Origin of the sequence: Paenibacillus yonginensis (assembly GCF_001685395.1) — a bacterium.
GTDB classification, from domain to species: Bacteria; Bacillota; Bacilli; order Paenibacillales; family Paenibacillaceae; genus Fontibacillus; species Fontibacillus yonginensis.
Window position 1 is genome coordinate 1,548,288 of the sequence record NZ_CP014167.1, and the last position, 25,301, is coordinate 1,573,588.

Below are 25,301 nucleotides of genomic sequence, written 5' to 3' on the forward strand. Positions count from 1 at the left end.
TTTAGCTCTTGCTGCGGAATTTCCGGAACGCGCTGACGATCAGTATAAGGAGGACCATGAGACAAACGCTGATGCTTAGGCGGTTCTGCGCATCAAACAAGAACAGCAGCGCGATTATGCCAAGGCAAGCCACGGCCGCAAAGTTGATATATGGGGCCCCCCACAGCCTGAAGGTCGGCTGGACAGGATAAACCTTGCGCAGCTTAAGCTGCGCGAGGCAGAACGTCATCCACACGAGCAGAACTACAAATCCCGGCACTGCCATCAGCACCCGGAAGAGCTGGTCCTGGGCGAAGAAGCCAAGCAGGGCACCGGCAACCAGAAGCACCGAAACCAGCTTCAAGGTTTGATACGGAACGCCGCGTTTCGAAACCTGTGCCAGCGCGGAAGGAGCCTCCCCGGCAGCGGCCATCGCATGCAGCATCCGGGTGGCCCCGTATACACCGGAGTTAGCCGCCGACAGCACAGCGGTTACAAGAATGAAATTCATGACATGCGCCGAACCCTTCAGACCGGTATAATTCAGCACCTGGACAAAAGGACTGCTGGTGCCGCTCAGCTCGTTCCACGGAATCAAGGCGCAAATGACCAGGATCGGGAGCGTGTAGAACAGAATAACGCGAAGAATAAAGCTGCTTACAAGACGCGGAAGGATTTTGTCCGCGTTTTCGGTTTCGCTCAGCGTAAGGCCGATCAGCTCAGACCCGCCGTAAGAGAACGTTACGACCAGCAGGGCGGAGAAAATGGCCGTCCAGCCATTTGGAAGAAAACCGCCATGTGCGGTCAAATGGTGCAGACCCGGAGCCGCAGCATCCCCGGTTCCCCGAATGACACCAAAGAGAACCAATATGCCAAGAACGACAAACAGAACGATCATGGCAATTTTGATTCCGGCCAGCCAGAACTCCACCTCGCCAAAGCTGTTCACGCTCATCATATTGATCATAATGATCAGCGCGGCGCAGGCCAGGCTGAGAACCCACAAAGGGACGGAAGGAAGCCAATATTGCAGAAAGCTGCCGGCCGCTATGATTTCAATGACACATACAGCCAGCCACATAAAGCAGTAAAGCCAGCCTAATATAAACGAGGTTCGTTCCCCAAACGCTTCCCGTACAAAATCTTTCATGTTCCGGCCCGGATATACCGTCGCCATCTCGGTCATGGCGCCCATAACCACCAGCAGCAGAAGCCCTGCCAGTATGTAGGTCAGGATAACTCCCGGCCCGGCCAGCCCGATCGTTTCGGCGCTGCCTTTAAAGATGCCCGTTCCGATTACACCGCCCATAGCCATTAAGGTAATATGCCGCGGCTGCAATTTCTTCTGAAGTGTATTGCGGGGTTCTTTGCTCATAACATCCTCCTGCCAAAACAGCAAACTTTTATTTAGTATTTTCCAGTATACAACCTCTTTACTAAAAACAATATGACTTTTACCGGATAAGGTTCTGTCGGTTTGGCGGATGCGGGTATAGGCGCGAGGGGAAGCTGCAATTTGCCTCACGGCGTTTGTCTTGATACGGGTATACTCAAGTATAGTAGCTATCTTGGATATAATTAAGTGAAGATCTTTTCACTTCTTCAAAACCGGACATAACTTATATAAAATGTAAGCGTAACAAAACAAAGGTTAGAAAATGAGAACGTTAGAGAGACAAACAAATCCATGACAGGAGGAATGCCGGATGAAATACAGAAGACTCGGAGGCAGCGGCCTAAAGGTGAGCGAAATCAGCTTGGGAAGCTGGCTTACATACGGGGGTTATGTAGAGTGGGAGAACGCGGTTAATTCCATTAAAACCGCTTATGAGCTGGGCATTAATTTCTTCGATACAGCCAACGTTTATGAAAGAGGGGCTGCTGAGGAGCTGGTCGGGAAGACACTCAAGGAATATCCACGCGAATCCTACGTGCTGGCAACCAAAGCTTTTGGGAAAATGGGCGAAGGTCCCAATGACAAAGGTTTGTCCCGCAAACACATCATCGAGCAGGCCAATGCAAGCCTGAAGCGGCTCGGCCATGATTATGTGGATATCTTCTACTGCCATCGTTATGACCAGGAGACTCCACTCCATGAAACGCTGCGCGCGATTGACGATCTCGTCCGCCAGGGCAAGGTGCTTTATGTAGGCGTTAGCGAATGGCAGGCTTCGCAAATGGCCGAAGCGCTTGCGTTGGCCGATCGGTACCTGCTGGACCGGATCGTCGTGAATCAGCCGATCTACAACATGTTTAACCGGTACATTGAGCAAGAGGTCATTCCGCTTGGCGAACGCTCCGGGATCGGACAAGTGGTCTTCTCGCCGCTGGCGCAAGGCCTGCTGACAGGCAAATACACTTCGGTTTCGGAGCTTCCGCAGGACAGCCGCGCAGCGAAGCTGGAGGGCATGCGCAAGGGAATCACCGAGGAGAAGCTAGAGAAGGTCCGCAGGCTTGAAGCTGTGGCAGGGGAGCTCGGCATCAGCGTCAGCACGCTTGCGCTTGCCTGGATCCTGCGCCAGCCGAACGTGGCCAGCGCTTTGATCGGCGCAAGTCGTCCGGAGCAGGTTGCGGAAAATGCCAAAGCCTCGGGTGTTGAGCTGAGTGATGATGTATTGGCGCGGATTGAGGACATTTTGAACTAGCCGAGAGGGGGAGAAAAGGGTGGCAAAGGTAGTTATAACCGGCGGCAGCGGCATGCTGGGCCGCTGGGTCGTCAAACATTTTGTAGAGCAGGGCTATGAGGTGCTTAACGTGGATACACGCCGACCTGAAGAAGAGCTTTGCCCTACGCTGATCGCTGATTTGGAGAACTTGGGCGAAACCTACAGCGTACTGGCCGGTGCGGACGCGGTCGTTCACCTGGCTGCGATTCCGGCCGCGCATATCCGGACGCCGGAGGTGACCTTCCGCAACAACGTGATGTCCACCTATAACATTCTAGAGGCGGCCGCTGGCCTTGGCATCCGCAAAGCAGTTATCGCTTCGAGCGAATCCTCGTATGGGATCGTATTTGCGGTCAACCCTCCATCTCCGCAGTATGTGCCGATTGACGAGAAACATCCTCAGCTGCCGGAAGACAGCTATGGATTGTCCAAGGTTGTGAACGAGAAAACAGCGGAGATGTTTCATCGGCGGACCGGCATGCAGGTCGTATCGCTGCGCCTTGGCAACGTCATTCCTCCGGAATGGTATGCACGATTCCCTTCCTTTATTGATAAGCCTGAGGAACGGGATCGGATTCTTTGGAGCTACATTGATACACGCGACGCCGCCGTTGCCTGCAGGCTGGCAATTGAAACGGATGGCCTTGGCGCCGTTGCCTTAAACATTGCGTCGGATGATTCCAGCATGAATGTTCGCAGCCGCGAACTGATGTCTGCCCGTTATCCCGGCGTAACCGATATTCGGGCACCGCTTGAGGGTTATGAAACCCTGCTCAGCAATGAACAAGCGAAAAAGCTGCTTGGCTGGCAGCCGACGCACAAGTGGCGCGAAGAGGTTGGGATACAGAGATCGGTATAAAGAAAAGGTAAAATTGAGAAAAGGTAGAATACCATCGGGTTCTTTAATGTGAACGGCGCCCGGTTATCCGTCTTAGACATTGTCCATTTCACTTCGAACCTCTATACTAGGAGCAATACATAGTGAGGGGCTGAGTTGTCTTGGAGATTAAAAAGGATGATTTGACCGGCGCGGCCGTCATTGCGCTGCTGGAGGAGCATTTACAGGATATGTTTGCTACTTCTCCGCCGGAAAGCGTACATGCGCTTGATCTTGAAGGCTTGAGAAAGCCGGAAATGACCTTCTGGACAGCTTGGGAGGGGAACGAACTGCTCGGCTGCGGGGCGTTAAAGGAATTGGATGCCGGGCATGGTGAAATCAAGTCGATGAGGACTTCTTCCGGCCACAAGCGCAAGGGCGTAGCGGAAGCGATGCTGAACCACATTCTTCAGGCGGCCCGCGAAAGAGGCTACAAACGGCTCAGTCTGGAGACCGGTTCCATGGCTTTTTTTTGAACCGGCGCGCAAGCTATATGAGAAGCTGGGATTTGGTTACTGCGAACCGTTCGCCCATTATACTGACGATCCGAACAGCGCATTTATGACCAAGGAAATTTAATTTAGAGTGTTGCAAGCCGAATAAGAGTGAGGGAGCATACCTGACGTAAGCCAGGATGCTCCTTTTTTGTCTTTCTGGCCCGCTTAACTAGGACTGAATTAATGTCACGTATAACACGGATTTCGAATGTTCTCTACTCCGGTAAGAGAATTCCTCTTCTCCCGATACCCGAATGGCCTGTCCATGAGCGATCTCGACGCCTTGCCCGTCTGCGTATACCGTCCCGGCTCCTTCCAGCAGCGTGGCGTAAAGACAAGCTCCCGGATGTTTATGAACGGGCAGCTGCTGCCCCGGGTCGAAAGTCAGTACAAACACCACACGTCCCGGTTCTTGAAACAGGATCTTTTTGGTGAACGGGCTGTTTGGGTAGGGATGAGGATGGGGCCCGGCCGAAAAATGTTGGATATCCATAGGTTTTACACTCCTTTGCTTATTCCTGTGCTTATATCGTACGTTCCTGCCGCACTTCAAATTGTGATTATGATCACAAAGTTGGCAGTTTGGCGATGGTAATTTGGAAGCAAGCCAAGCCAACCTTTTTAGACAAGGGTTGGAAATCAGGAGGGGAACGTCCATGAGCGAGTTGATTAACAACCGGGAACATTACAAAGAAGCCAATGCCGAACGGCTGGCCGCCCTAAAAGAGATCATCAAAGAATTGCATAACGGAACCAGTGTGGAAGAGGTTCAAGACCGTTTTCACCAAGCTGCAGGGGACATTTCGGTCGCTGAAATTTCAGCCTTGGAACAATCTCTGATGGAGGAAGAGGGCATCCCGGTAGAAGAGGTGCAGCGGCTGTGCAGCGTTCATGCGGCCGTATTTAAAGGTTCTATTCAGGAAGTCCATAGATCCGCTAAACCGGAGGAACAGCCGGGTCACCCTGTCCATGTGTTCAAGATGGAAAATCAGGAAATCGACCGGCTTGTCCGCTTTACGATTTCACTGCATGCCGGGCGGTTCCGGGAAGACGATAACGAGCAAAACCGCCTCAAGCTGCTCGCTGACCTCGGACTGCTTTACGATGTGGATAAGCATTACAGCCGTAAAGAGAATCTGCTGTTTCCTTTTCTTGAGAAGTACGGCATTCATGGACCAACCCAAGTGATGTGGGGAGTAGATGACGGAATTCGTCTGGGCATCAAGGAGCTGAAAGCCAAGCTGACAGACTATAACGGAGATCGTGAAGGCTTGCTTGGGCTGCTGGACCGGGTGATGAACGAAGTGACCGACATGATCTTTAAGGAGGAACATATTTTACTGCCGATGGCTCTTGAGAAATTAACGGAAGATGAGTGGGTTCAAATCGCTGCCGAAACCGAAGAAATCGGGTACTGCCTTATTTCACCGGAGCAGCGGTGGATTCCGGAACGTGCCCCGGAACCCTTTGAGGCAGGGGAGCAGGAACAACCAGGGGCAGCGTCTGAAAAGTCTCCGGAAGAACAGCTGGAAGAACGTTCGAGAGAACATTCGTCAGGACACTCGGTGAAACACGCGACAGAACGCTTGGAAAAAAGCTCGGATGCAGGGGCCATTTCCCAAGGCCTGATACGCATGGCTACAGGGGTGCTGTCCTTAACCCAGCTTGAGACGATGCTTAACCATTTGCCGGTGGATTTAACCTTTATTGACGATCAGGACGTTGTCCGTTATTTCTCGCACGGCAAGGAACGTATCTTTGCCCGGACCAAAGCGGTCATTGGCCGTACCGTACAGAACTGTCATCCGCCTCAAAGCGTGCATATTGTGAACAAACTGCTGGAAGACTTCAAATCCGGCGCCAAAGACGTGGAGGATTTCTGGATTCCGTTCAAGGATAAATTTGTATACATTCGTTATTTCGCCGTTAGAGATGAAGCGGGCAAATATCTGGGAACGCTCGAATTCACCCAAAATATCCACCCGATCCGGGAGTTGGAAGGACAGAAACGAATTCTTTCTTGATTTGATTAAAGAGGCAGATCTCAATGCCGGCCACCGCGAGTGCCGGAGCATCGTTGATGCCATCGCCAAGCAAGGCGGCCGTGGTTCGCCCGATTAACGGCCGCCTTGGCGCGTTTGAATTTTAAGCAGCCGGTTTATGGTTTCTCTCCTTAAGCCGATCAGCTGCCCGATTTCACTTTGGGTCAGAATATCGGTGAGGGAAGCCGGCTGAATAAACGTGTGAAGCCAGGACTGCAGCTGAGCCAGCTTATCGGCCGGCGATATTTCGGTCAGCTGGTCGATTCGCTGCTGCATCATGCGCAGTTTGTCCTGGAGCTGGAGAGCAATGGTGCGGTAACGCTCCGGATTCTGCTCCAGCTGCTGATACCATTCGCTGCTTGGAATTCTCTCCACTTCACATGGAATAAGTGCAACGGCTGTCCCGTAGTAGGGATTAGGGCTGATTAAGGAATGGTGCGGAATGGTTTCACCCGGCACAATGACGTTTACCAGAAATTCCGAACCGTCCTCATGGACGCGGACAATTTTCAGCATTCCGCTCTTCAATTGGAATAATGGACCTGACTCGCCTTGTCGAAATAGGATTTCGCCTTTATGTAATTGGATCATAGGGCCTCCTGTAAAATAAGATAGGGTTTGGCTTCCGTTCTAGCCATTTGCCAATAGTCTGATGATCCGGGCAAGCTGCTTCATTCCGTGTTCCATCTCAGGCAATGAAGCATAAGCGTAGGACAATCGCAGATGACGGTGATCGTTCCGGTCGTAGAGATAGCCGGGATTCAGCAGAATTCCCCGCTCCAATGCCGTTTCAAACAGCTTGGCCATCGAAAGGGCGGGAAGCAGCCGAAGCCAGATGTAAAATCCTCCCTGCGGAATCTCCCACACCGCCAGATCCCCGAAATCCCGCTCAAGCCATTCTAGCATAAAATCACGTCTTCTCTTCAATTCCATCCGAAGGTGTTCAAGATGCTCCTGATAGTATCCGGCGGACATCCATTGGGCAACCGTTAATTGGGACAATGAACTTGAGCCGTAATCGGTCTGCATTTTAATGTCGGCCAAACGGTCGATGACGGATTCGGGTCCCGCCACCCAGCCGATCCGCAAACCTGGACTGAGCGTCTTTGAGGTACTGCCCATATAGAGGACAAGTCCTTTCTTATCCATCGCTTTAAGAGGGGGCGGGGGAGGGATGTCAAACCACAAATCCCGGTACACATCGTCTTCTATGATCGGCAGTTGAACCTGTTCGCATGCCTTTAAGAGCTCCAATCGCCTGGAGGCTGGCATTAGCAGACCAGTTGGGTTCTGATAAGAAGGGATGGTATAAAGAAGCGCAGCCTGCTGCTTCTTCTTCTGTTCCTCAACCCGCTGCACGCAAATTCCCTTCTCATCCATGGGAAGACCGGTCAGCCCGATTCCGGCAGATTGGAACACATGCAGCGAGTTCAGATAGGACGGATTCTCCAGCAGGATCGACGATCCCGGCTGCAACAATCCGACTGCAACGAGCTGAAGCGCCTGAAGTGCTCCGGACACGATCAGGATGGAAGAAGGGGAGACCTCCATCCCGGCTCTCTTCATATGACTGCTGATCTGCTCTCTTAAAGGCAGCAGTCCTTTCGGCTCACTGTATCCGAGCGAATCGATATTCCCGGACAGGCTGGCAAGCGCCTGCCGCATCTTCTCCCGGGGGAACAATTCCGGAGAAGGCTCGCCTGTTCCCAGCCGGATGATCCCTGGGATGAACTCCGCTTTGTTGATCATTTGGATTGCAGGAACATTGGGAGGATGGATGCCTGATTGAACATAGGCATTCCAGTCGGGAGGCGGCGGAGAAGCGAGCAGGGACCAGCTGTTGTTGACGACGACCGTACCCTGGCCTCTTTTCCCTTCCAGCAGTCCTTCCGCGATCAGCTCCTCGGCCGCCGTTACAATCGTACTGCGGTTCACGTTCCAGGCTTCTGCCATCACACGCTGCGGAGGAATTCGACTGCCGACCGGCCATTCGCCGGTTTGAATTTTATGCCGGAGAAAATGCTTGATCTGCAAATACAGCGGTATTGTGGACAGCTTGTCGGGCTGCCAATCGGGTATATACAAAGAGGTTCACATCCTCGGACATATTTTCTTCATTGTACCTGTTGGTTGGGTCAGCAGCAATCCAATTGGTTGGATACGAGCCGGTAATTTGCGGTTACAATGAGAGTCGTGCACAGCCTGATAGGGATGCACAATCTTGATTTTGGAGGCCGTTTCAATTGTTAACCGCATTTATTCACGGATTTATTCTTGCTTTGGGTCTGATCCTTCCGCTTGGCGTGCAAAATGTATTTATCTTTAATCAAGGAGCCCAGCAGAGACGATTTCTGCTTGCCCTTCCGGCCGTGCTGACGGCCGCTCTTTGCGATACGCTGCTTATTTTGCTTGCAGTAACGGGCGTTTCTTTACTCCTTCTCGACACGCCCTGGTTAAAGACGCTGCTGATGGCTGTCGGCCTCTTGTTTCTAGTCTATATGGGCTGGCAAACTTGGAGGAGCAGCTTCTCCGTCCCGAAGTCAGCCGATGACGGGCAGGGCAAACCTGCAGGGGTCATGACTCCCCGTCAGCAAATGGGGTTTGCCGCTTCGGTTTCTCTGCTCAACCCTCATGCCATCATGGACACGGTCGGCGTGATCGGTTCAGGGTCCTTGAACTACGACGGGATGGACAAAGCAGCCTTTGCCGCAGCCTGTGTTCTAGTTTCCTGGCTTTGGTTCGCCGGACTGGCTTATTTGGGCAGAAGACTGGGCACCATAGATTCGACGGGACGTCTGTCCGCAGGCATTCAAAGAATATCGGCCTTTATCATCTGGGGGACCGCGTTGTACATTGGATTTACTTTAATGGGTTTACTTTAATTATGAATCTATGGATTAAGATCATCTGAACGGAGCGGGGAATGCACATTCCTTGCTTTATTTTTTAAAAGGGCCCTCAAATGGGTAAACATTCTTTGCTGACATCTTTCACATCATGAAATATAATTGAGCGTTTTGCAGTAATCTGAGGCCTTGAGCCGTAAGGATTTTCGGACATAAAAAAGGGACTTCACCCCAACTTGGAGAAGTTTTCAAGTGACCAAACCCAAAAACCTCAAGGATGGAGGAAGTCACTTTGTATATTCTCCAAGAATGTCTGTTTTCCTTCGAAGAACTTTTAAAAATTCAACCCAAGGAGAGATTGCCGATCTTCTTCAGCTCTCTCGATCTGAGACCGTATGCCAAGGAACTGAGAAGCCGTTCACCCCGAGGCGCTGAGGGATACTGCAGACAAGGTATTCTACGAGCACTCTTGGCTGCGCCGCTTGAAGGAATAAGTACCTTTTCAGGGTTGCATAAGCGTTTGGATACGGATCTCCGGTTTCGTTATCAGTGTGGTCTTCCGCTGGATCGAGAAGCTCCTTCCATATCCACATTAAGCCGAGTTTTCTCAGAACTGACGAGAAAGGACTTGGCAAAACGGCTTTTTGAGGATTTGGTCACACGCTGTCAGCAGGAAGGTATCATAGAAGGCAGTAACGTCGCCATAGACAGCGCCGCTCTCCGCGCTTACGAGAAAAAGCAGCCCAAACGCAAAAGCGAGCAAACGGGTAATGCGAACTGGGGCGCAAAAATTGATTCCTTCGGCAATAAAATCACATGGTTTGGTTACAAAATTCATCTGGCGGTCGATACGAAAAGTGAATTGCCGATCGCCTTGGAAGTAACGCCGGCGCATGTCAATGATGGAGAAATGGCGCCGGGCCTGATCGAGAAAACAGCGTCCAGGACGAGCACACGATTTTTCATACTCGATGCGGGCTACGACCAAATGAAAGTTTATGAGGCCGCCCGCAACGTCAAGGCACAAGCCATCATTCCCCTTAATCTTCGGGGGGAGAAGGAACCGCCTGCTGGCATGACCTCGAACGGAACACCGTGCTGTTCCATGGGTTATGCGATGACATACTGGGGAGTTGACGGCGATATGCATAAATTTCGCTGCCCGCATGCCACGGGTAAAGTCGACTGTCCGCTTGGCATGGCTGCCTGCTCGTCTTCAAACTATGGAATGGTCGTCAAAGTAAATGCGAAGGATGATCTCCGGCGATACAGCATCCCTCATCGGGATACAAAGCGTTGGAAGGAACTTTACAATGAACGAACCAGCGTAGAACGCTGCAACTCCCGATTGAAAACCTATTTGACGGCAGACGCCGCACATGTCCGGGGCATTCAGAAAGTCACAACTCACCAGTATTTGAATGCCATTGTTCTGCTTGCATCTGCGCTCGCCGTTTCTCATCATTCAAAACGGGCTGCCGCTTAAAAAACGAGCTGTTCTAAAATTCTGCAAGTCTGCCCTTTTCTTCATCCATATAATACCATTTTCGAAAATTACCCCTTAACGACAGTGAATATGCTATCGCTTCTTCTCTGAAACGGAATTATGCAAAACACTCAATTAGGAAACTTATAAGCTTCTAGACAACATATTGAGTAAGGAAGGATGTTTTGGATTTGAGGGACAAGATTCAAGCAGGTTCAGCAAAAGGAGACCGGTTTTCCTCTGCAGGCTTTATTTTAGCGGCCATTGGCAGTGCGGTTGGTCTCGGCAACATGTGGAAATTCCCGTACATAACGGGAAAATACGGGGGAGCGGCGTTTTTTTCTGCTGTTTATCATTTGTCTGGTCGTGATCGGTCTTCCGGTGTTATTGGCAGAGCTTTCTATTGGACGTGCAGGCAGAGGCAGCGCAGCTTCTTCGTTTGTGAAGGCCGGCGGCGGACGGATCTGGCAGCGCTTCGGCTTGCTGCAGGTCATTTCTCCGTTTATTATTTTGGCTTTCTATCTGATCGTGACAGGCTGGACGCTGCATTATGCGGTTCTGTCCTTTAGCGGACAGCTTTATACAAGTGATGACTTTGCTGGAAAGTTTGGTGACTTTACGGGAGGTTATCTTCCGATGATCTGGCAGCTGGTTGCCGCGATTCTTACAGCCTATATCGTAGGAAGCGGGGTTGCAAAGGGAATAGAAAGGTTCAATAAAATCGTCATTCCCGGTCTGATTATTTTGCTGCTGATCCTGCTGGTTCGTGCCGTTACGCTGCCGGGAGCCGGAGAAGGCGTTTCCTTCTTCCTGAATCCGGATTTCTCCAAATTGTCTCCGGAATCGGCATTGGTGGCTTTGGGACATGCCTTTTTCTCGTTGTCCCTCGGCATGGGGATTCTGATTACTTACGGCGCTTATGTGGATAAAAATCAGTCGTTAGGCTCAGCGACGCTGGCCATCGGCGCAGGCGATCTTATTTACGCGCTGATTGCGGGTCTGATTATTTTCCCGACGACGTTCTCGTTCGGTATTGACCAGACGCAAGGCGCTTCGCTGGTGTTCATCGCGCTGCCGGCCGCATTCTCGGCGATGCCGTTTGGCGCTTTCTTCGGCGGATTGTTCTTCATCCTGCTGGCGATCGCAGCGCTGACCTCAGCGGTATCGCTGATGGAGGTTCCAGTCTCCTATGTGATGGACCGCTGGGGCTGGAGCCGCAGAACCGCGGTGGCAGTGCTGTCCATTCTTTGCTTCGCGCTTGGTGTGCCGGCGGCGTTGTCGTTTGGTCTGGCTCCTTCGCTTGGGAATATCGGCGGCAAGTCGTTCTTCGACTGGATGGACTTTATCACATCCAATATCCTTCTTCCGGTCGGCGGTCTGCTGACTACGCTGTTTGCGGGCTACTTCTGGAAAAAGGCCGGGGAAGCCGCCGGTCTTACCTCCGGCTGGTTCCGCGCATGGGTCTTTACGCTTCGTTACATTGCGCCGGTGCTGGTCGTGCTTGTGCTTCTTCACACCACGGGAATTATCAAATTCGCTGGTGAATGATACAAATTCGATTATTCTACAAGGAAGTGTTTAAAGAATGGCTGTAACCATCGTGAATCGGATTACCGATTTAATCGGTGACACTCCGGCCGTTAAACTACGGCGTCTTGTCGGGGAACAGGACGCCGAGGTGTACGTCAAACTGGAGTACTTCAATCCAAGCGGAAGTGTGAAGGACAGGGCAGCAAGGAACTTGATCGAGCAGGCGGAGAAGGACGGCAGGCTGCAGCCCGGAGCGACGATTATTGAACCAACAAGCGGCAACACGGGGATCGGGCTGGCCATGAACGCCGCGGCACGCGGCTACAAGCTGATCATTACGATGCCTTCGAATATGAGCCGGGAACGCATCAATATTATGAAGGCTTATGGCGCTGAGGTTATCCTGACTCCGGCGGAGGAGAGAATGCCCGGCGCGATCCGCAGGGCGATGGAGCTGCATGCCTCGATTCCCGGCAGTTTTGTGCCGCAGCAGTTCGAGAATCCGGCCAATCCGGATGCCCATAGAGGCACGACTGCCCGCGAAATTTTGCAGCAAATGGACGGCAGGCTGGATGTGTTTGTCGCCACATCAGGAACCGGAGGTACGATCACCGGAACTGGCGAAGAACTGCGCAAGGCGCTGCCTGACCTCCGGGTGGTCGTGGTGGAGCCGAAAGGCTCACCGGTGTTATCCGGCGGACAACCGGGCCCGCATAAGCTGGTGGGGACAAGCCCCGGCTTCATTCCGTCGATTCTGAATCAGGAAGTATATGATGAAATTGTTCAGGTCGCGGATGAAGACGCCCTCCAAACGATCAGACAGCTCGCGAGGCTGGAAGGACTTCTCCTTGGCCCGTCCTCCGGGGCTTCCGTCTGGACGGCTCTCCAAGAAGCCAAACGGCTTGGCTCGGGTCATCGAATCTTGTGCATAGCGCCCGATAATGGGGAGCGGTATTTAAGCTCTGGTATTTTTGAATAGAAGTAGCAAAATAGCGAAGCCCCTTGCTGGCATGATGAATGCAGGCAAGGGGCTTTTCGTTTAAACCAACCTATTTGCTAAAGTTGATTTCAAACTTCCTTACTCAAATTTCTTTGCTTAAACTCCCTTATTCAAATCTCCTTGCTCATGCTTCCGTTTTAGCCAGCTTGTTCACGACAACTTCCGCTTTGATTTCATCTGCGGGTTTGACCCGCTTAATGAAGAAGGAGAGCACCAGGCCGATCAGGCCGATACCAAGAATAACGAGATAAGCATCGTTAATCCCTTCAATCATCGCTTCCATGGCCGTATGCTGCTCTGCTTCCGCAGTCGCGGCATTTTCGGAGGCCATCAAATCCATCAAGTGCGCTGTAGTGCGGCTGGTCATTACGGTTACCAGCAGGGAGGTTCCCACGGCCCCCGCTACTTGTCTAACGGTATTGGAAATGGCGGTACCGTGTGCGCTCAGCTTCGAAGGCAGCTGATTCAGGCCGGCTGTCTGGAGCGGCATCAGGAACAAGGCCATGCCAATCCGGCGTCCCGTAGACATCAGAATCAGGAAGATATAACTGGTGGAGTCCGTTAAATTTGTAAAGCTAAAAGTGGTGAGCAGGGTGATCGCCAGGCCAATGATCGACAGCCATTTAGCGCCAAAACGGTCAAACAGCCGGCCCGTAACGGGCATCAGGAAGCCCATAATCAAAGCGCCAGGCAGCATCAGCAGGCCTGATTCCAAGGCGGTAAAACCGCGGGCGTTCTGCAGGTAAAGCGGAAGCAGCATCATGTCGGCGTACATCATCATGGTAGCTGCAATATTAATGATCAAGGTCAAGGAGAACATATTATACTTAAATGCTCTGAGGTCGAGCAGCGGTTTGCGGGAAGCGAGCTGCTTCCATGTGAACAAGCCGAGGGCGACGACGCCGGCTGCAATGGACCATAATACTTCTGCGCTTGACCAGCCTTTGCTGCCTGCCGAGCTGAAGCCGTACAGCAGGGCGCCAAAGCCGATCGTCGAGAGAATAACGCTGATGATATCCATTTTGGAACGCTGGGTTTCCGAGACATTTTTCAAATAAATAAAGCCGCAGGCAATGACGATTACCGCAAGCGGAATCATGCCGTAAAACATCGTCTCCCAAGCATAATTCTCCAAAATATAACCGGCAAGCGTAGGGCCGATTGCCGGGGCAAAAATAATCGCGAAGCCGACCATCCCCATGGCGGCGCCTCTCTTTTCAACCGGGAAGATGGTTAAAATAACATTCGTCAGAAGCGGCATAATAATGCCCGCGCCGGCGGCCTGGATCAAACGGCCGATTAACAGAACAGAGAAGGTATCAGAGAATGCCGAAACAATCGTCCCGATCAGGAACAAAATCATCGATGCCTGAAACAGCTGCCGGGTCGTGAATCGGAGCATGAGATAAGCTGTAATCGGGATGAGCACCCCGTTAACCAGCATATATCCGGTGGTCAGCCACTGGGCGGTTGTAGCGGAAATGCTGAAGTCTGTCATCAGCTCCGGAGTAGCCACGCTCATAATGGTCTGGTTCAGAGTGGCCAGAAAGGCTCCCAAGATCATAACAAATAAGATGGGGCCTCTCTTGATCGTATTGCTTTGTGCTAAGTCGTTCTTGCTCAAGTCTAATCATCCTTTCAAACTGCGAGACTAAATTTACAGACTGTTGTATACTTAACAGGGTATGAATTAGATTATAACGGGGAGCAGAAGTTTGACAAGCGACGGAATTTTGAAAAATGTAAATTAGATTACGAAAATTTCATGATCTGTCGTTCATCCGGAAGTTAATCAACAGATTATTTAAAATTGTAGTTTAAAATTGAAGATTAGGACATGGAACTGAAAGGGGCTGCATGAAATGGACTCTAAACCGACTCGCGTCGATCCCCGCGTCCTCCGAACAAAACAGTTAATTAAAGAGGCGTTTATCGATTTGCTGCGGGAAATGGATATTGAGAAAATATCCGTGAACCGGATTGCGGAACGCGCAACGATCAACCGCGTAACCTTCTATCTGCATTACCAGGACATTCCCGATATGCTGGAAAAGCTGTCGGCCGAAATGAGGGACGAGCTGAGCCGTCTGTTGAAAAGTCCTGAGCTCTCCGATCCTGCTGAGGAGGAGTCGGATTGGCCGATGCTGGTCCGTCTGCTGGAGCATATCGCGGACAATGAGAAAATTTATAAAGTGATTCTGGCATCGAAACGGATTCCGATCTTTGTGGATGCTCTATTGAGTCCGATTGTAGAGATGATTACTGACAAAATTGAAACGATGGATGAAGGGTCCTTCTTGGCTAAAGCCAATATTCCCAAAGATTTTGCGGTTTGGTTCTGTTCCTCGGCGTTAATGGGGACGATCAGCGCATGGCTGCGTCAGGATAGCCCGTACACCCCGCGTTATATGGCTAAACAGTTCTCGCTGCTGCTTCCTTATTACTTCAAATAAGGGTTTAAACAAAGCTAAAACCTCCAACCCCACTTACATAGTGGTTTTGGAGGTTTTTTTGTTCTGATCTAGGGCTGGGGCTGGCTAATTAAATGTATCCTTTTAAGACAGCCCAGCTGGAACGGGAAGATATATGTGAAGGGGCCAATAAAGCTTACACCCAGAAGGTAGGATACTGCCGATTGTCCCGAAGGTTATTAATGATTAAAGCTAGCAGCACAATAATGATAGAACCGGACACAACCGGATAAAATAAATATCCAAATGTGAAATGTCCCATAATGACTACGATTGGATCAGCGCCGGCCGGCGGATGGGTCGTTTTGGTCAGCATCATGGCCGCAATCGCCAATCCTACCGCCAGAGCGATTGACCAGGGGCTGTCTCCGAATATGTATAAAGCCAGCAGCCCAATCAGGGTAGAGATGAAGTGTCCGCCAATCACATTTCTCGGCTGTGATAATGGGGCATTCCAGAGGCCGAAGGCCAGCACACAGCTGGCGCCAAACGGGGCCATGAGCCAGGTGGAAGACGTGTAATTTGTCAGCAGAACCAGGGCTAATATAGCGGCAAAGCCACCAATAAATCCTGTAAAAGCATCCCCGTAATTAATTTGCAGGGGGCTTTTTCCTTTGCCTTTCATTTTCATAAAGTAGGCGCTTATCGTATTCGTTTGGTTCGTTTGGACATTTTCGGCTATCGTTTCCATGCATCAACTTCCTCTCGTGATCTGTTAAAGCTAATTTACACCACGGCAAACTAACCTGTCAATGTAAATTTAAAGGGTTAGTTTTTGTGTTTGAGAAGGTCGTCTAAAAGCATAAAAAAACGACTTCCAAAGGAAGCCGTTTTAGCCGATATACAGATCAGGCATTCGAAGATTTTTGACTTTTAAACCGGGCAGCTTTGCTGCGGTTGCCGCATATTTTCATCGAGCACCATTTCCGCTTGCCGCTGTCATCCATAAACAGAAGCACGCAATCGGGATTGGAGCAGTGTTTAAGCGTGCCGAGTTTGCTCTGAGCCATTAAAGACAATGCGTCATAGGCGGCCAAGGCTATCAATACGTCAGCAGCGGTTTCACCGGCGGGTACGGGCACCAAATGGCCGGAGAGGAGTTTATATTGAAAAGGAGCTTTCTCGATCGAACGCTCCAGAAGGGCAATGAAGTCTTCGGCTATTTCTTCCCCGGCCGCGATAGACTCGAAATGTTCACGCACAATAGCACGGAATTCCAAAACCTGCTGAAATTCCTGTTCGGTTTGAATACTACGGGAACCGAGGCTTGCTTTGTAGAGAGTTCCTTCCCCCAGCATCGTATCAACCCAATGAAGCAAATCGGCTTCCGTGAGCAGCAGCTCGTAACGGCGGCCGCGTCTTACCAGCTCGGTGTTGACCAAATCAAGAGACAGAGAACCGGCAAGCAGCGGGAATTTATGATGATCGGTCATGGCTTAATCTCCTGTCTAATTTAGGATGGATATTTTTGGTGCGTCTTTGGCACAAATGGGCGCGTAGAATCATTTTATATAAGGATGAAAGCCCAGGTCTTTTCTTATTCCGGCTAACAGTGTACTATTGGTGATGCTGTATACTGATTAGGGATTGAGAATACTTGAGAATACGGGCAGCAAGAATCCATAACAAAAGCTTAAAGGATGAGATTGGGAATGCGCAAGTTTATGTACGATTTGGAGAATCAAATTCCAAGTGAGAAGATCAAATACGATGAACCTTTAAGAAATCATACCTTTATCCGGGTAGGCGGCGAAGCGGATGTTCTGGTCCAGCCTACACGCAATGACGAAATCCAAACGGTTATCGATATCGCACGTTTAAATAAAGTGCCTTTAACGATTCTGGGCAAAGGCTCCAATACCATTATTAAAGACAAAGGCATCCGGGGCATTACCCTGTCTCTCAGTCATTTTAATCAAATTGAAGTCAGCGGCTGTGAAATCAAGGCGCAGAGCGGCGCCGATATTATCGCTGTGTCGAGAACCGCACTGGACCACGCTTTGACCGGGCTGGAGTTTGCCTGCGGGATTCCGGGCAGCGTTGGAGGGGCGCTTTATATGAATGCGGGGGCGTACGGCGGACAGGTTTCGGATGTGCTGAAGAGCGCTCATGTACTGACCCGTGAGGGTGAACTGCTGCATTTATCCAATGAAGAGATGGAGCTGGGTTACCGGAAAAGTATTTTCCGCAGCGACCGGTATATCATTCTTGATGCGGTATTTGAGCTGAAGCAGGGCGATCAGGCTCTCATTGCCGCTAAGATGGAAGAGCTGACGATCGCGAGAGAATCCAAGCAGCCGCTGGAATACCCATCATGTGGAAGTGTATTTAAACGGCCGGAGGGATATTTTGCCGGAAAGCTGATTCAGGATTGTCAGCTGCAGGGAACCCGGATCGGCGGGGCTGAGGTTTCCACCAAACATGCCGGTTTTATCGTTAATGTTGACCATGCAACCGCTCAGGATTACCTCGATTTGATCCAACACATTCAGCAGAAGGTGCGCGAGAAATTTCAGGTTGAGCTGGAGACCGAGGTCATCACCTTGGGAGAATAAGCTTACGGCGGGAAGCGGGATCCTCAGCAATAATAGGGGCCCGTTTCTTCTTGTTGGCCAATTAGTCTAGTCCGCCTGGTGAAGGGGCATTGCCAGAAGGCAGCGGATGGGGGTAAGATGAAACCAGCAAAACCGGCTGGCGTTCCGTTTCGGGAAAGAGGCGTAATTTCTGCAGCCGGGACACTATCGAGGGTTCAGGAGGTTTGTTGAATGCGCATACAATTGAATCGTTTTCCAAACGGCCTAAGCAAAGCGTTGACCGTAAGCTTTGATGACGGGCGGGATTACGACCATAAATTAGTACAGAAATTAAACCAATACGGCATTCGGGGAACTTTTCACCTGAACAGCGGAAAGCTGGGAGAAGCGGGCCATCTGAAGAAGGAGGAAATTGAGCCGCTCTTCCGAGGACATGAAGTTTCCGTGCATACCGTCCATCATCCGTCTTTGCCTGAGCTGCCCGCGGAACAGGTTATGGAACAAATTCGGAAGGACCGGCTCGCTCTGGAGGAGCTGATCCGCTACCCGGTTAAAGGAATGAGTTATCCGTACGGGGCTTACAATACCGAGGTTGTAGCCTTGGTCAAAGCGGCGGGCATGGAATACGCGAGAACTGTCAACAGCCATGGTTCGTTCCATTTACCGGAGGATTGGCTCCGCTGGCACCCTACCTGCCATCATAAAGAAATGGTAGACTACGCTGACCGGTTTATCGAACGGAAGTCCAGGCATACCGGCGTTTCACTGTTTTACGTTTGGGGCCACAGCTATGAATTTGAAGAAGAGGGTCAGTGGGATTTAGTGGACCGATTCGGGGAAAAGATAGGCGGCCGCAGCGATATCTGGTACGCTACCAATGCCGAAATCGTCTCTTATTGCCAGGCAGTGGAGAGATTGCGAGTATCCGCTGACAACCGGATTCTGCATAATCCGTCTGCCCAGTCTGTATGGGTCAGTGTGGAGGGAGCGGCAACCGAGGTGCCCGGCGGGCAAATGCTGCTGCTGTAGTGAACCACGAACGCGCTTAAAAGCGCGGTCCGTGGTTCTTTTCCTTTTTTAAGCGGATATGGCATGATGGGGTTGGAGGGGAGTGCAAGATGTTTAACGATTTTAAAATACAGGATGAGGACCGGCCGGCCTACATCCAGGTGAAAGAATATTTGAAGCGGCTGATCGCCAAGGGGGCGCTGCAGGAGAATCAGAAGCTGCCTTCCACAAGGGAAATGAGCGTCCTGCTTGCCGTGAGCCGCAATACGATCTTGGCCGCGTATTCCGACCTTGAGGAGGAGGGGCTGATTTATGCCTTGAAGGGGAAGGGGAGCTACGTGGCAGGGGTTCACCGGACGTCCGAGGAATCACAGCCCGCTCTGCAAACCGACTGGTCTGCCCGGGTGAGCGGTTATGCCCGGAAAGCTGTGGAGCTGGACCGCATGAAGAACGGAATTCGGACACCGAGAAGAAGCACGATTTCGTTCACCAGTATAGCACCGGATGAGCAGCTGTTTGATCTGGACCATGTCAAGCGGGCGTTTCTTGACAGAATGGCTTTGGAAGGCCATGTTCTGCTGAATTACGGTTATGCCAAGGGATATAAACCGCTGATCGAGCTGCTGATGCGTTATATGGAGCAAAAAGGCGTAGAGCTGGAAGGGAAGGATCTGCTGATTACCAGCGGGTTCACGGAAGGTTTCGATATTGTCCTGTCCGCCCTGCACCGGAGACATGGAGCCGTCTTATGCGAGAATCCAACCCATCAGACCGCGATCAAAAATTTAAAGCTGAACGGCTTTGACGTAACGGGAATCGAAATGGAGCATGACGGCATCCATCTGGGGAAGCTGAAAGAAGCTTTGATGGAGCGGGCCTATGACTGTGCTTATCTGGTGCCTTCCTATCACAATCCGACGGGGATTGTCACTTCGCCGGCCAAAAGGATCGCGCTCATGAAGCTGATGGCTGAATATCAGATTCCAGTAATTGAAGACGGCTTTAACGAGGAGCTCCGCTATTCAAGCTCACATGCCTTGCCTTTAATGTCGATTGGAGGGCGAGGAAACGGCGTTGTTTATCTCGGCAGCTTCTCCAAGGTGCTGTTTCCCGGTCTGCGGGTAGGCTGGGTGCTGGCCGACAAGCAGCTGATCGATTATTTGGAAAGCATCAAGCGGGCGAGAAGCATTCATACCTCCACCATTGACCAGGCGATCCTGTTCCAATACCTGCATAATGGTCACCTCGACAAGTATTTGAAAAGAGCCCGCTTCGAATATAAGAAGAAATACGAATGGACCCGTCAATGCTGTGAAAAATATTTGCCTGACGCCAGATTGTCGGGGGATGGCGGGCTTCATCTATTTCTGGAATTTGCTCCGGGGTTTGATACTCACAAGCTTCTTGCAAGTTGTTCGGAGCAAGGAGTTGTTTTTACGCCGGGCGATATGTTCTATACCGACGGCAGCGGCAGAAACACGATGCGCATCGGGTTCTCAAGAGTGAGCCTGGAGGATATCGAGGAAGGGCTGCGCATCATAGGGGCAACGGCGCGAATGCAAGGCCAAAAATAAGTTTGAAATTCAACAGCAAGCCATCGGAAATTCGTCAGGAGATCATAACAACGGGGAGGAAACGACATGAAAGTAGGTGTGATTATGGGAGGCAGCTCGTCGGAACGGGAGGTTTCGCTGATGACCGGCCAAGAAATGCTGGCTAACCTGGATCCGGTCAAATACGAGGGGATAGCCGTAGAGATTGGGCGCTTGGAGGAATTGGCGGAGCAGGTCCGGGACATTGATTTCGCTCTGCTGGCTCTGCATGGCAGCTATGGGGAAGACGGAACCGTACAGGCGGCTTTGGAAGCATTGGGAATTCCCTATTCAGGCAGCGGCGTGTTCTCCAGCCATTTATGCATGGATAAACATCTCTCCAAACAGAAGCTTCGGGCGGCCGGAATTGCTACGCCGGATTGGCTGTTCTTAAAGGGAGCGGAAAATCACCTGGCCGACGAGGTTCAAAAGCTTGGTTATCCGGTGTTCGTGAAGCCCAATACAGGAGGCTCAAGCGTGGGAGCTCTGCCTGTCACAGATGAGGTTTCGCTTCTGCCGGCGGTCCAGCAGGCTTTGGAATGGGATTCCTCCGTCCTGGTTGAGCAGTTCATCCCGGGGGAAGAAATCACCTGCTCCATTCTGGGCGGGGAATTGCTCCCGGTTCTGGGCATTCGGCCTCGAACGACCGGGTGGTTTGATTATGAAGCCAAATATCAGATCGGCGGAGCTGAAGAGGAGGTCATTGAGCTGCCGGAGGAAATAGCCGCACAAGTGCAAACAACCGCACTGGAAACCTATCGTCTCCTGAAGTGCGGTGTTTATGCCCGTATAGATATGATGCTGAAGGATGGCATCCCTTATGTGCTTGAAGCAAATACGCTGCCCGGCATGACCCAAACCAGTCTGATGCCCAAAAGCGCAGCGGCAGCCGGGATCGGCTTCAGCCAATTGCTTGACCGGATTATCGAGCTGTCGATTCGCGAACGAAGCGAAGCTGGCAGACTGGGAAAGCCGGTTTAAACGGCTTTTCCAATTTTCTTCCCGAGCAGCAGCAACGGATAGAACAAAATCCCGGCGACAATTAGGGCCAAACCCAGCAGGAAGGTCTTCAGATCAGCTGTCCCCGCTATAATCACCCATAAGGAATAAATGGCAGCCAAGGCTCCAATCCCCCCTTCGATCCACCGTTCTTGTACACGTAGATACGTTTCTCCGGTCACGGTAAGCTTCAGATGATAAACGGCAGCAATCAGGTAGGGCACCAGATAAGCCAGTGTTGCTATATAAATGATAAAGTCAAAGGCGGCCGAAAGGGAGCCGGAAAGGGTCGACAGCAGCAAGATTTGTCCCAGCACATTGGAGACCCATAGGGATACCTTCGGCATGCCGCTTTCGTTCTCTTTGGAGAAAGAGGGCAGGAACACCCCCAGCTTGGCAGCCTGAAACGGGACTTCGGCACTGAGCAGCACCCAGCCTATGGTTGAGCCCAGCAGGCTGATCAGGCCAAGACCGGCCAGCCATTTGCCGCCGGCACTGCCCAGCACGGTCGATATTCCATCCACCAGCGGATTCTGGGAAGCAATCAACTGCTGCTGTGTCAGCAGCCCCATCGTAAGCAGGCTGATTCCGATATACAGAACCAGAGAGATCAGCAGTCCGGCAATCGTGGCGCGGCGGATATCCGGCTTGCGGCGGGCCCTGGCTGCAAATACCATCGCCGATTCGACGCCGATGAACGCCCAAAGCGTAGCCACTGCAGCTCCGTTGATTTGGGAGAGCAGCCCGATGCTTGCGCCGCTTTCACTGGTGCGAGGCGCAACAAACGGTCCGATATTGCTTTGCTGAAACGCAAATAAAGCAATGACGATAAACAGAACAAATCCGATCACCTTGGTTGCAGTCGCGATAAAGTTCAAACGTCCGGCCCCTTTGATGCCATGGAGGCAGATGGCATGTGTCCCCCACAGCAGCACGGAACAGACGATAAAGCTCAGCACGTTACCAGCCTGTAAAGACAGGCTGCCGATGGTCAGCCATACCTTATCACTGGTAAGCACCGGGAAGAAGGTGGACAAATAGCTGGTAAATGTGGTGATTACCGCCACAAAACCGGCGATATTGCCGACCCAATACCCCCAAGTAGACATAAATCCGGCCAGAAGAGAGCCGTGCGATCCAGCGCGAAAAAGTTCCTTCGCATAAATCTGCGGTCCGCCGCTGAGTTCGGGCTTGCGCACAGCCAGGCTGCCGAAGACGAGCGCCAGCATGAGAACACCGAACCCGGTTGCAGCCCAAGCCAGCAGGACTCCGGCCGGACTGGCCGCTTCCGCCAAGGAGCGGGGAAGCATAAAAATACCGGAACCGACCATATTCCCTATTACGAGGGCGGTCAGGACCCAGAAGCCTAATTTGTGTCTGGACATGTTGTACAAAAACTCCTTTAAGTTAAAATGATTATAATTTCGTGAATCACCAGATGAACCGACAAGTAATAATCATACACTTTCTTCTGGTAAAGCACCAGAGCAAATTTCAACCTTTTTTCATTTAGCCGAACCATACAGAACCACGACTGCCGACAATCCGGCGGTTTGTGGTTCTTTTCGTCTTCGCAGCCCCTGTGTCATGATGGACTTAAGCGAAAGTCAAAGACGAACAAGAAAAGAGACAGGAAGTGAATGAGAACGATGGGAATGCAAATGGTAAAAGAGATGAGTACGGCGGCTGTACCGGCCGGCGCAACCCCAACTTTCTACCGGGATACCTGGGTAGAGGTGGATCTTGATCATATCGCCTGGAATATTGCTCAAATAAGAAAGCAGCTGCCTGAAGAGACAGCCTTCATCGCCGTAGTTAAGGCTAACGCTTATGGACATGGGGATGTCCAGGTTGCGGCCGCCGCTCTGGAGGCTGGTGCCTCCTATCTGGCCGTAGCTTGCCTGGACGAAGCGCTGGCTTTAAGGGACAAGGGCATCACGGCGCCGATTCTCGTTCTGGGGGCGACCCGGCCGGTAGACGTGTCTTTGGCCGCTGCTCGCGGCATCACACTAACGATTTTTCAAAAGCAGTGGGTGAATGACGCCCGCATGCATCTGCATGACAAAGACCGGCTGAAAGTGCATGTGAAAGTCGATACCGGCATGGGCCGGATCGGCATACGAAGCTCCGAGGAGCTGACTGAAATCGAAGGTCTTATACAGGCGGACGACAGATTGGAATGGGAAGGCATTTACACCCATTTTTCGACAGCCGATGAGCCGGATACCGCTTATTTCGAGCGGCAGCTTGGCTTGTTTCAAGAGATGCTGGGCAGGTTAACAAGGCAGCCGGAAATGATCCATTGCAGCAACAGTGCGGCCGCTTTGAGATTCCCGAAAGCACGGTTTAATGCCGTAAGGGTCGGTCTGGCCATGTACGGCGTCACTCCTTCGGATGCAGTGAAGGATGAGGCCCAGCTGCCCTTAAAAGAAGCTTTCTCCCTGCGTACGAAACTGATTCACGTCAAAAAGCTGCCCAAAGGCGAAAAGGTCGGCTATGGGGCGACTTACGAAACAGAGGAAGAGGAATGGATTGGCACTCTCCCGATAGGTTACGCGGATGGCTGGATCCGCAGGCTGCAGGGGCAGGAAGTGCTGGTGGACGGAGTACGCGCTCCTATTGTAGGGAGAATCTGCATGGATCAATGTATGATCAGGCTGCCAGCACAGGCAGCAGTTGGAACAACGGTAACCCTGATTGGACACGCGGACACTTCCTTCATTCCGGTGGATGAAATTGCCGAGAAGCTTGAGACGATTGCTTACGAGGTCCTATGCCTAATAGGCAGCCGGGTACCGCGGATTTATAAGCGTACTCTCTTAGCATGAGCTGTTCATGTATGATCCGTTCTTACATGATTGCTTCCTGCATGATCTGTGCTGTAAAAGAACATAATACTTCTCGATTGGATGAACCAGGCAAGTGGATTTCTGGCTTGATATTTCTAAAACTCGATGAAGGAGATTAACGATTTATGGCACAAGTTCTATACATCACGGCCCACCCGAACGATCATCACAGCTCCTACAGCCTGGCTGTAGGCAAAGCTTTCATTGAAGCTTACAGTGAAGCCAATCCGAACGACGAAGTCGTTCATGTTGATCTGTACAAAGAGTCGATCCCTCAAATTGATGCGGATGTGTTCGCTGGCTGGGGAAAGCTGAGATCCGGCTCCGAATTTGACCAGCTGAGTGCGGACGAGAAAGCCAAAGTCGGCCGTCTCGGCGAGCTTGTCGATCAGTTTGCTGCTGCCGATAAATACGTATTTGTTACGCCGATGTGGAACTTCTCTTATCCGCCGGTTGTGAAGGCTTATATTGATTCCATTTGCGTAGCGGGAAAAACGTTCAAATATACGGAAAATGGTCCGGTCGGACTGCTGGGCGGCAAAAAAGCACTGCACATCCAGGCGAGCGGCAGCGTTTATTCAGAGGGTCCGATCGGTGATCTCGAAATGGCCCACCGCCATTTAAAAGTGGTGATGAGCTTTATCGGGATTCCAAATCTCGAAGGGTTATTTGCGGAAGGGATGGCCGCTATGCCGGACAAAGCGGAATCCATCAAGCAGCAGGCTATTGAGCGGGCGCATCAGCTGGCCAAAACCTTTTAACCGGACCAACTCGCAACCGGACGGGTCCCCCATCCGTAATACGATATCCCAAAGTGGAAGAGAACAAATGAAATTCAGACCCGCTAAAGCGCGGTCAGGTTAAGCCTGGCTGCGTTTTTTGTTGTGTAAAATCTAGATAAAACGGCCGATTTGTAGGGTAGCAA

Annotated in this window: 21 protein-coding genes and 2 pseudogenes; 15 read left to right on the forward strand and 8 right to left on the reverse strand. The window is 51.5% G+C overall.

Annotated elements, in window-relative coordinates; genetic code table 11:
- Position 1 precedes the first annotated feature (1 nt).
- A complete protein-coding gene (locus tag AWM70_RS07095; RefSeq protein WP_068694998.1) occupies positions 2-1,354 on the reverse strand; it encodes an amino acid permease in 1,353 nt (450 codons plus the stop codon).
- 331 nt (positions 1,355-1,685) lie between these two features.
- On the opposite strand from AWM70_RS07095, the gene AWM70_RS07100 reads away from it, so the two are divergent.
- The 3 genes and pseudogenes from AWM70_RS07100 to AWM70_RS07110 all read left to right on the forward strand — a co-directional run bounded on the left by AWM70_RS07100 (position 1,686) and on the right by AWM70_RS07110 (position 4,101).
- Positions 1,686-2,624, forward strand: a complete 939-nt coding sequence (locus tag AWM70_RS07100) for an aldo/keto reductase family protein (RefSeq protein WP_068695000.1) — start codon at positions 1,686-1,688, stop codon at positions 2,622-2,624.
- 19 nt (positions 2,625-2,643) lie between these two features.
- Positions 2,644-3,504: an NAD-dependent epimerase/dehydratase family protein gene (locus tag AWM70_RS07105; RefSeq protein ID WP_068695002.1), complete on the forward strand. Its 861-nt coding sequence runs from the start codon at positions 2,644-2,646 to the stop codon at positions 3,502-3,504.
- 140 nt (positions 3,505-3,644) lie between these two features.
- Positions 3,645-4,101: pseudogene (locus AWM70_RS07110) on the forward strand (GNAT family N-acetyltransferase).
- A gap of 87 nt (positions 4,102-4,188) precedes the next feature.
- On the opposite strand, the gene AWM70_RS07115 reads toward AWM70_RS07110, so the two are convergent.
- Positions 4,189-4,512, reverse strand: coding sequence for a cupin domain-containing protein (locus AWM70_RS07115; protein WP_068695004.1), 324 nt, complete (start codon positions 4,510-4,512; stop codon positions 4,189-4,191).
- 163 nt (positions 4,513-4,675) lie between these two features.
- On the opposite strand from AWM70_RS07115, the gene AWM70_RS07120 reads away from it, so the two are divergent.
- Positions 4,676-6,043 (forward strand): DUF438 domain-containing protein, encoded by a 1,368-nt coding sequence (locus tag AWM70_RS07120; RefSeq protein ID WP_068695006.1) that lies wholly within the window; start codon positions 4,676-4,678, stop codon positions 6,041-6,043.
- Between the two features lie 93 nt (positions 6,044-6,136).
- Here AWM70_RS07120 and AWM70_RS07125 read toward each other — a convergent pair whose 3' ends face one another.
- Together AWM70_RS07125 and pdxR are read right to left on the reverse strand one after the other, a co-directional pair.
- Positions 6,137-6,649: a Crp/Fnr family transcriptional regulator gene (locus tag AWM70_RS07125; RefSeq protein ID WP_068700453.1), complete on the reverse strand. Its 513-nt coding sequence runs from the start codon at positions 6,647-6,649 to the stop codon at positions 6,137-6,139.
- A gap of 42 nt (positions 6,650-6,691) precedes the next feature.
- On the reverse strand, positions 6,692-8,146 hold the full coding sequence (pdxR, locus tag AWM70_RS07130) for a MocR-like pyridoxine biosynthesis transcription factor PdxR (protein ID WP_068695009.1): 1,455 nt from the start codon (positions 8,144-8,146) through the stop codon (positions 6,692-6,694).
- A gap of 158 nt (positions 8,147-8,304) precedes the next feature.
- On the opposite strand from pdxR, the gene AWM70_RS07135 reads away from it, so the two are divergent.
- The 4 genes and pseudogenes from AWM70_RS07135 to cysK all read left to right on the forward strand — a co-directional run bounded on the left by AWM70_RS07135 (position 8,305) and on the right by cysK (position 12,902).
- Entirely contained in the window at positions 8,305-8,943 is a 639-nt protein-coding gene (locus tag AWM70_RS07135; protein WP_068695011.1) for a LysE/ArgO family amino acid transporter, read from the forward strand.
- Between the two features lie 256 nt (positions 8,944-9,199).
- Positions 9,200-10,393, forward strand: coding sequence for a transposase (locus AWM70_RS07140; RefSeq protein ID WP_016311143.1), 1,194 nt, complete (start codon positions 9,200-9,202; stop codon positions 10,391-10,393).
- Positions 10,394-10,578: 185 nt separating this feature from the next.
- Positions 10,579-11,941: pseudogene (locus AWM70_RS07145) on the forward strand (sodium-dependent transporter).
- A gap of 37 nt (positions 11,942-11,978) precedes the next feature.
- Positions 11,979-12,902 (forward strand): cysteine synthase A, encoded by a 924-nt coding sequence (gene cysK / locus AWM70_RS07150; protein WP_068695013.1) that lies wholly within the window; start codon positions 11,979-11,981, stop codon positions 12,900-12,902.
- A gap of 145 nt (positions 12,903-13,047) precedes the next feature.
- Here the strand turns inward: cysK and AWM70_RS07155 are convergent, their stop codons facing one another.
- Positions 13,048-14,487, reverse strand: coding sequence for a DHA2 family efflux MFS transporter permease subunit (locus AWM70_RS07155; RefSeq protein WP_068700455.1), 1,440 nt, complete (start codon positions 14,485-14,487; stop codon positions 13,048-13,050).
- 298 nt (positions 14,488-14,785) lie between these two features.
- Between AWM70_RS07155 and AWM70_RS07160 the strand changes: the two genes are divergently transcribed.
- Positions 14,786-15,376 carry a TetR/AcrR family transcriptional regulator gene (locus tag AWM70_RS07160; protein ID WP_068695015.1) on the forward strand — a complete coding sequence of 197 codons (591 nt, stop codon included), beginning with the start codon at positions 14,786-14,788 and terminating at the stop codon, positions 15,374-15,376.
- Between the two features lie 154 nt (positions 15,377-15,530).
- On the opposite strand, the gene AWM70_RS07165 is transcribed toward AWM70_RS07160, so the two are convergent.
- Together AWM70_RS07165 and AWM70_RS07170 are read right to left on the reverse strand one after the other, a co-directional pair.
- Positions 15,531-16,085 (reverse strand): HPP family protein, encoded by a 555-nt coding sequence (locus AWM70_RS07165; protein WP_068695017.1) that lies wholly within the window; start codon positions 16,083-16,085, stop codon positions 15,531-15,533.
- 157 nt (positions 16,086-16,242) lie between these two features.
- Positions 16,243-16,827 carry a CGNR zinc finger domain-containing protein gene (locus AWM70_RS07170; protein WP_068695019.1) on the reverse strand — a complete coding sequence of 195 codons (585 nt, stop codon included), beginning with the start codon at positions 16,825-16,827 and terminating at the stop codon, positions 16,243-16,245.
- 219 nt (positions 16,828-17,046) lie between these two features.
- On the opposite strand from AWM70_RS07170, the gene murB reads away from it, so the two are divergent.
- The 4 genes from murB (at position 17,047) to AWM70_RS07190 (ending at position 21,509) form a co-directional block, all read left to right on the forward strand.
- Positions 17,047-17,949, forward strand: coding sequence for a UDP-N-acetylmuramate dehydrogenase (murB, locus tag AWM70_RS07175; protein ID WP_068695021.1), 903 nt, complete (start codon positions 17,047-17,049; stop codon positions 17,947-17,949).
- A gap of 210 nt (positions 17,950-18,159) precedes the next feature.
- A complete protein-coding gene (locus tag AWM70_RS07180; RefSeq protein WP_068695023.1) occupies positions 18,160-18,957 on the forward strand; it encodes a polysaccharide deacetylase family protein in 798 nt (265 codons plus the stop codon).
- A gap of 89 nt (positions 18,958-19,046) precedes the next feature.
- Positions 19,047-20,510: an aminotransferase-like domain-containing protein gene (locus AWM70_RS07185; protein ID WP_068695025.1), complete on the forward strand. Its 1,464-nt coding sequence runs from the start codon at positions 19,047-19,049 to the stop codon at positions 20,508-20,510.
- Between the two features lie 66 nt (positions 20,511-20,576).
- Entirely contained in the window at positions 20,577-21,509 is a 933-nt protein-coding gene (locus tag AWM70_RS07190) for a D-alanine--D-alanine ligase (protein ID WP_068695027.1), read from the forward strand.
- Here the strand turns inward: AWM70_RS07190 and AWM70_RS07195 are convergent.
- Positions 21,506-22,912 carry an amino acid permease gene (locus tag AWM70_RS07195; RefSeq protein WP_068695029.1) on the reverse strand — a complete coding sequence of 469 codons (1,407 nt, stop codon included), beginning with the start codon at positions 22,910-22,912 and terminating at the stop codon, positions 21,506-21,508. The two genes, AWM70_RS07190 and AWM70_RS07195, sit on opposite strands and share 4 nt — an antisense overlap.
- A gap of 270 nt (positions 22,913-23,182) precedes the next feature.
- Between AWM70_RS07195 and alr the strand changes: the two genes are divergently transcribed.
- On the forward strand, positions 23,183-24,355 hold the full coding sequence (gene alr / locus AWM70_RS07200) for an alanine racemase (protein WP_237167900.1): 1,173 nt from the start codon (positions 23,183-23,185) through the stop codon (positions 24,353-24,355).
- Positions 24,356-24,501: 146 nt separating this feature from the next.
- On the forward strand, positions 24,502-25,137 hold the full coding sequence (locus AWM70_RS07205; RefSeq protein ID WP_068695031.1) for an FMN-dependent NADH-azoreductase: 636 nt from the start codon (positions 24,502-24,504) through the stop codon (positions 25,135-25,137).
- Positions 25,138-25,301 lie beyond the last annotated feature (164 nt).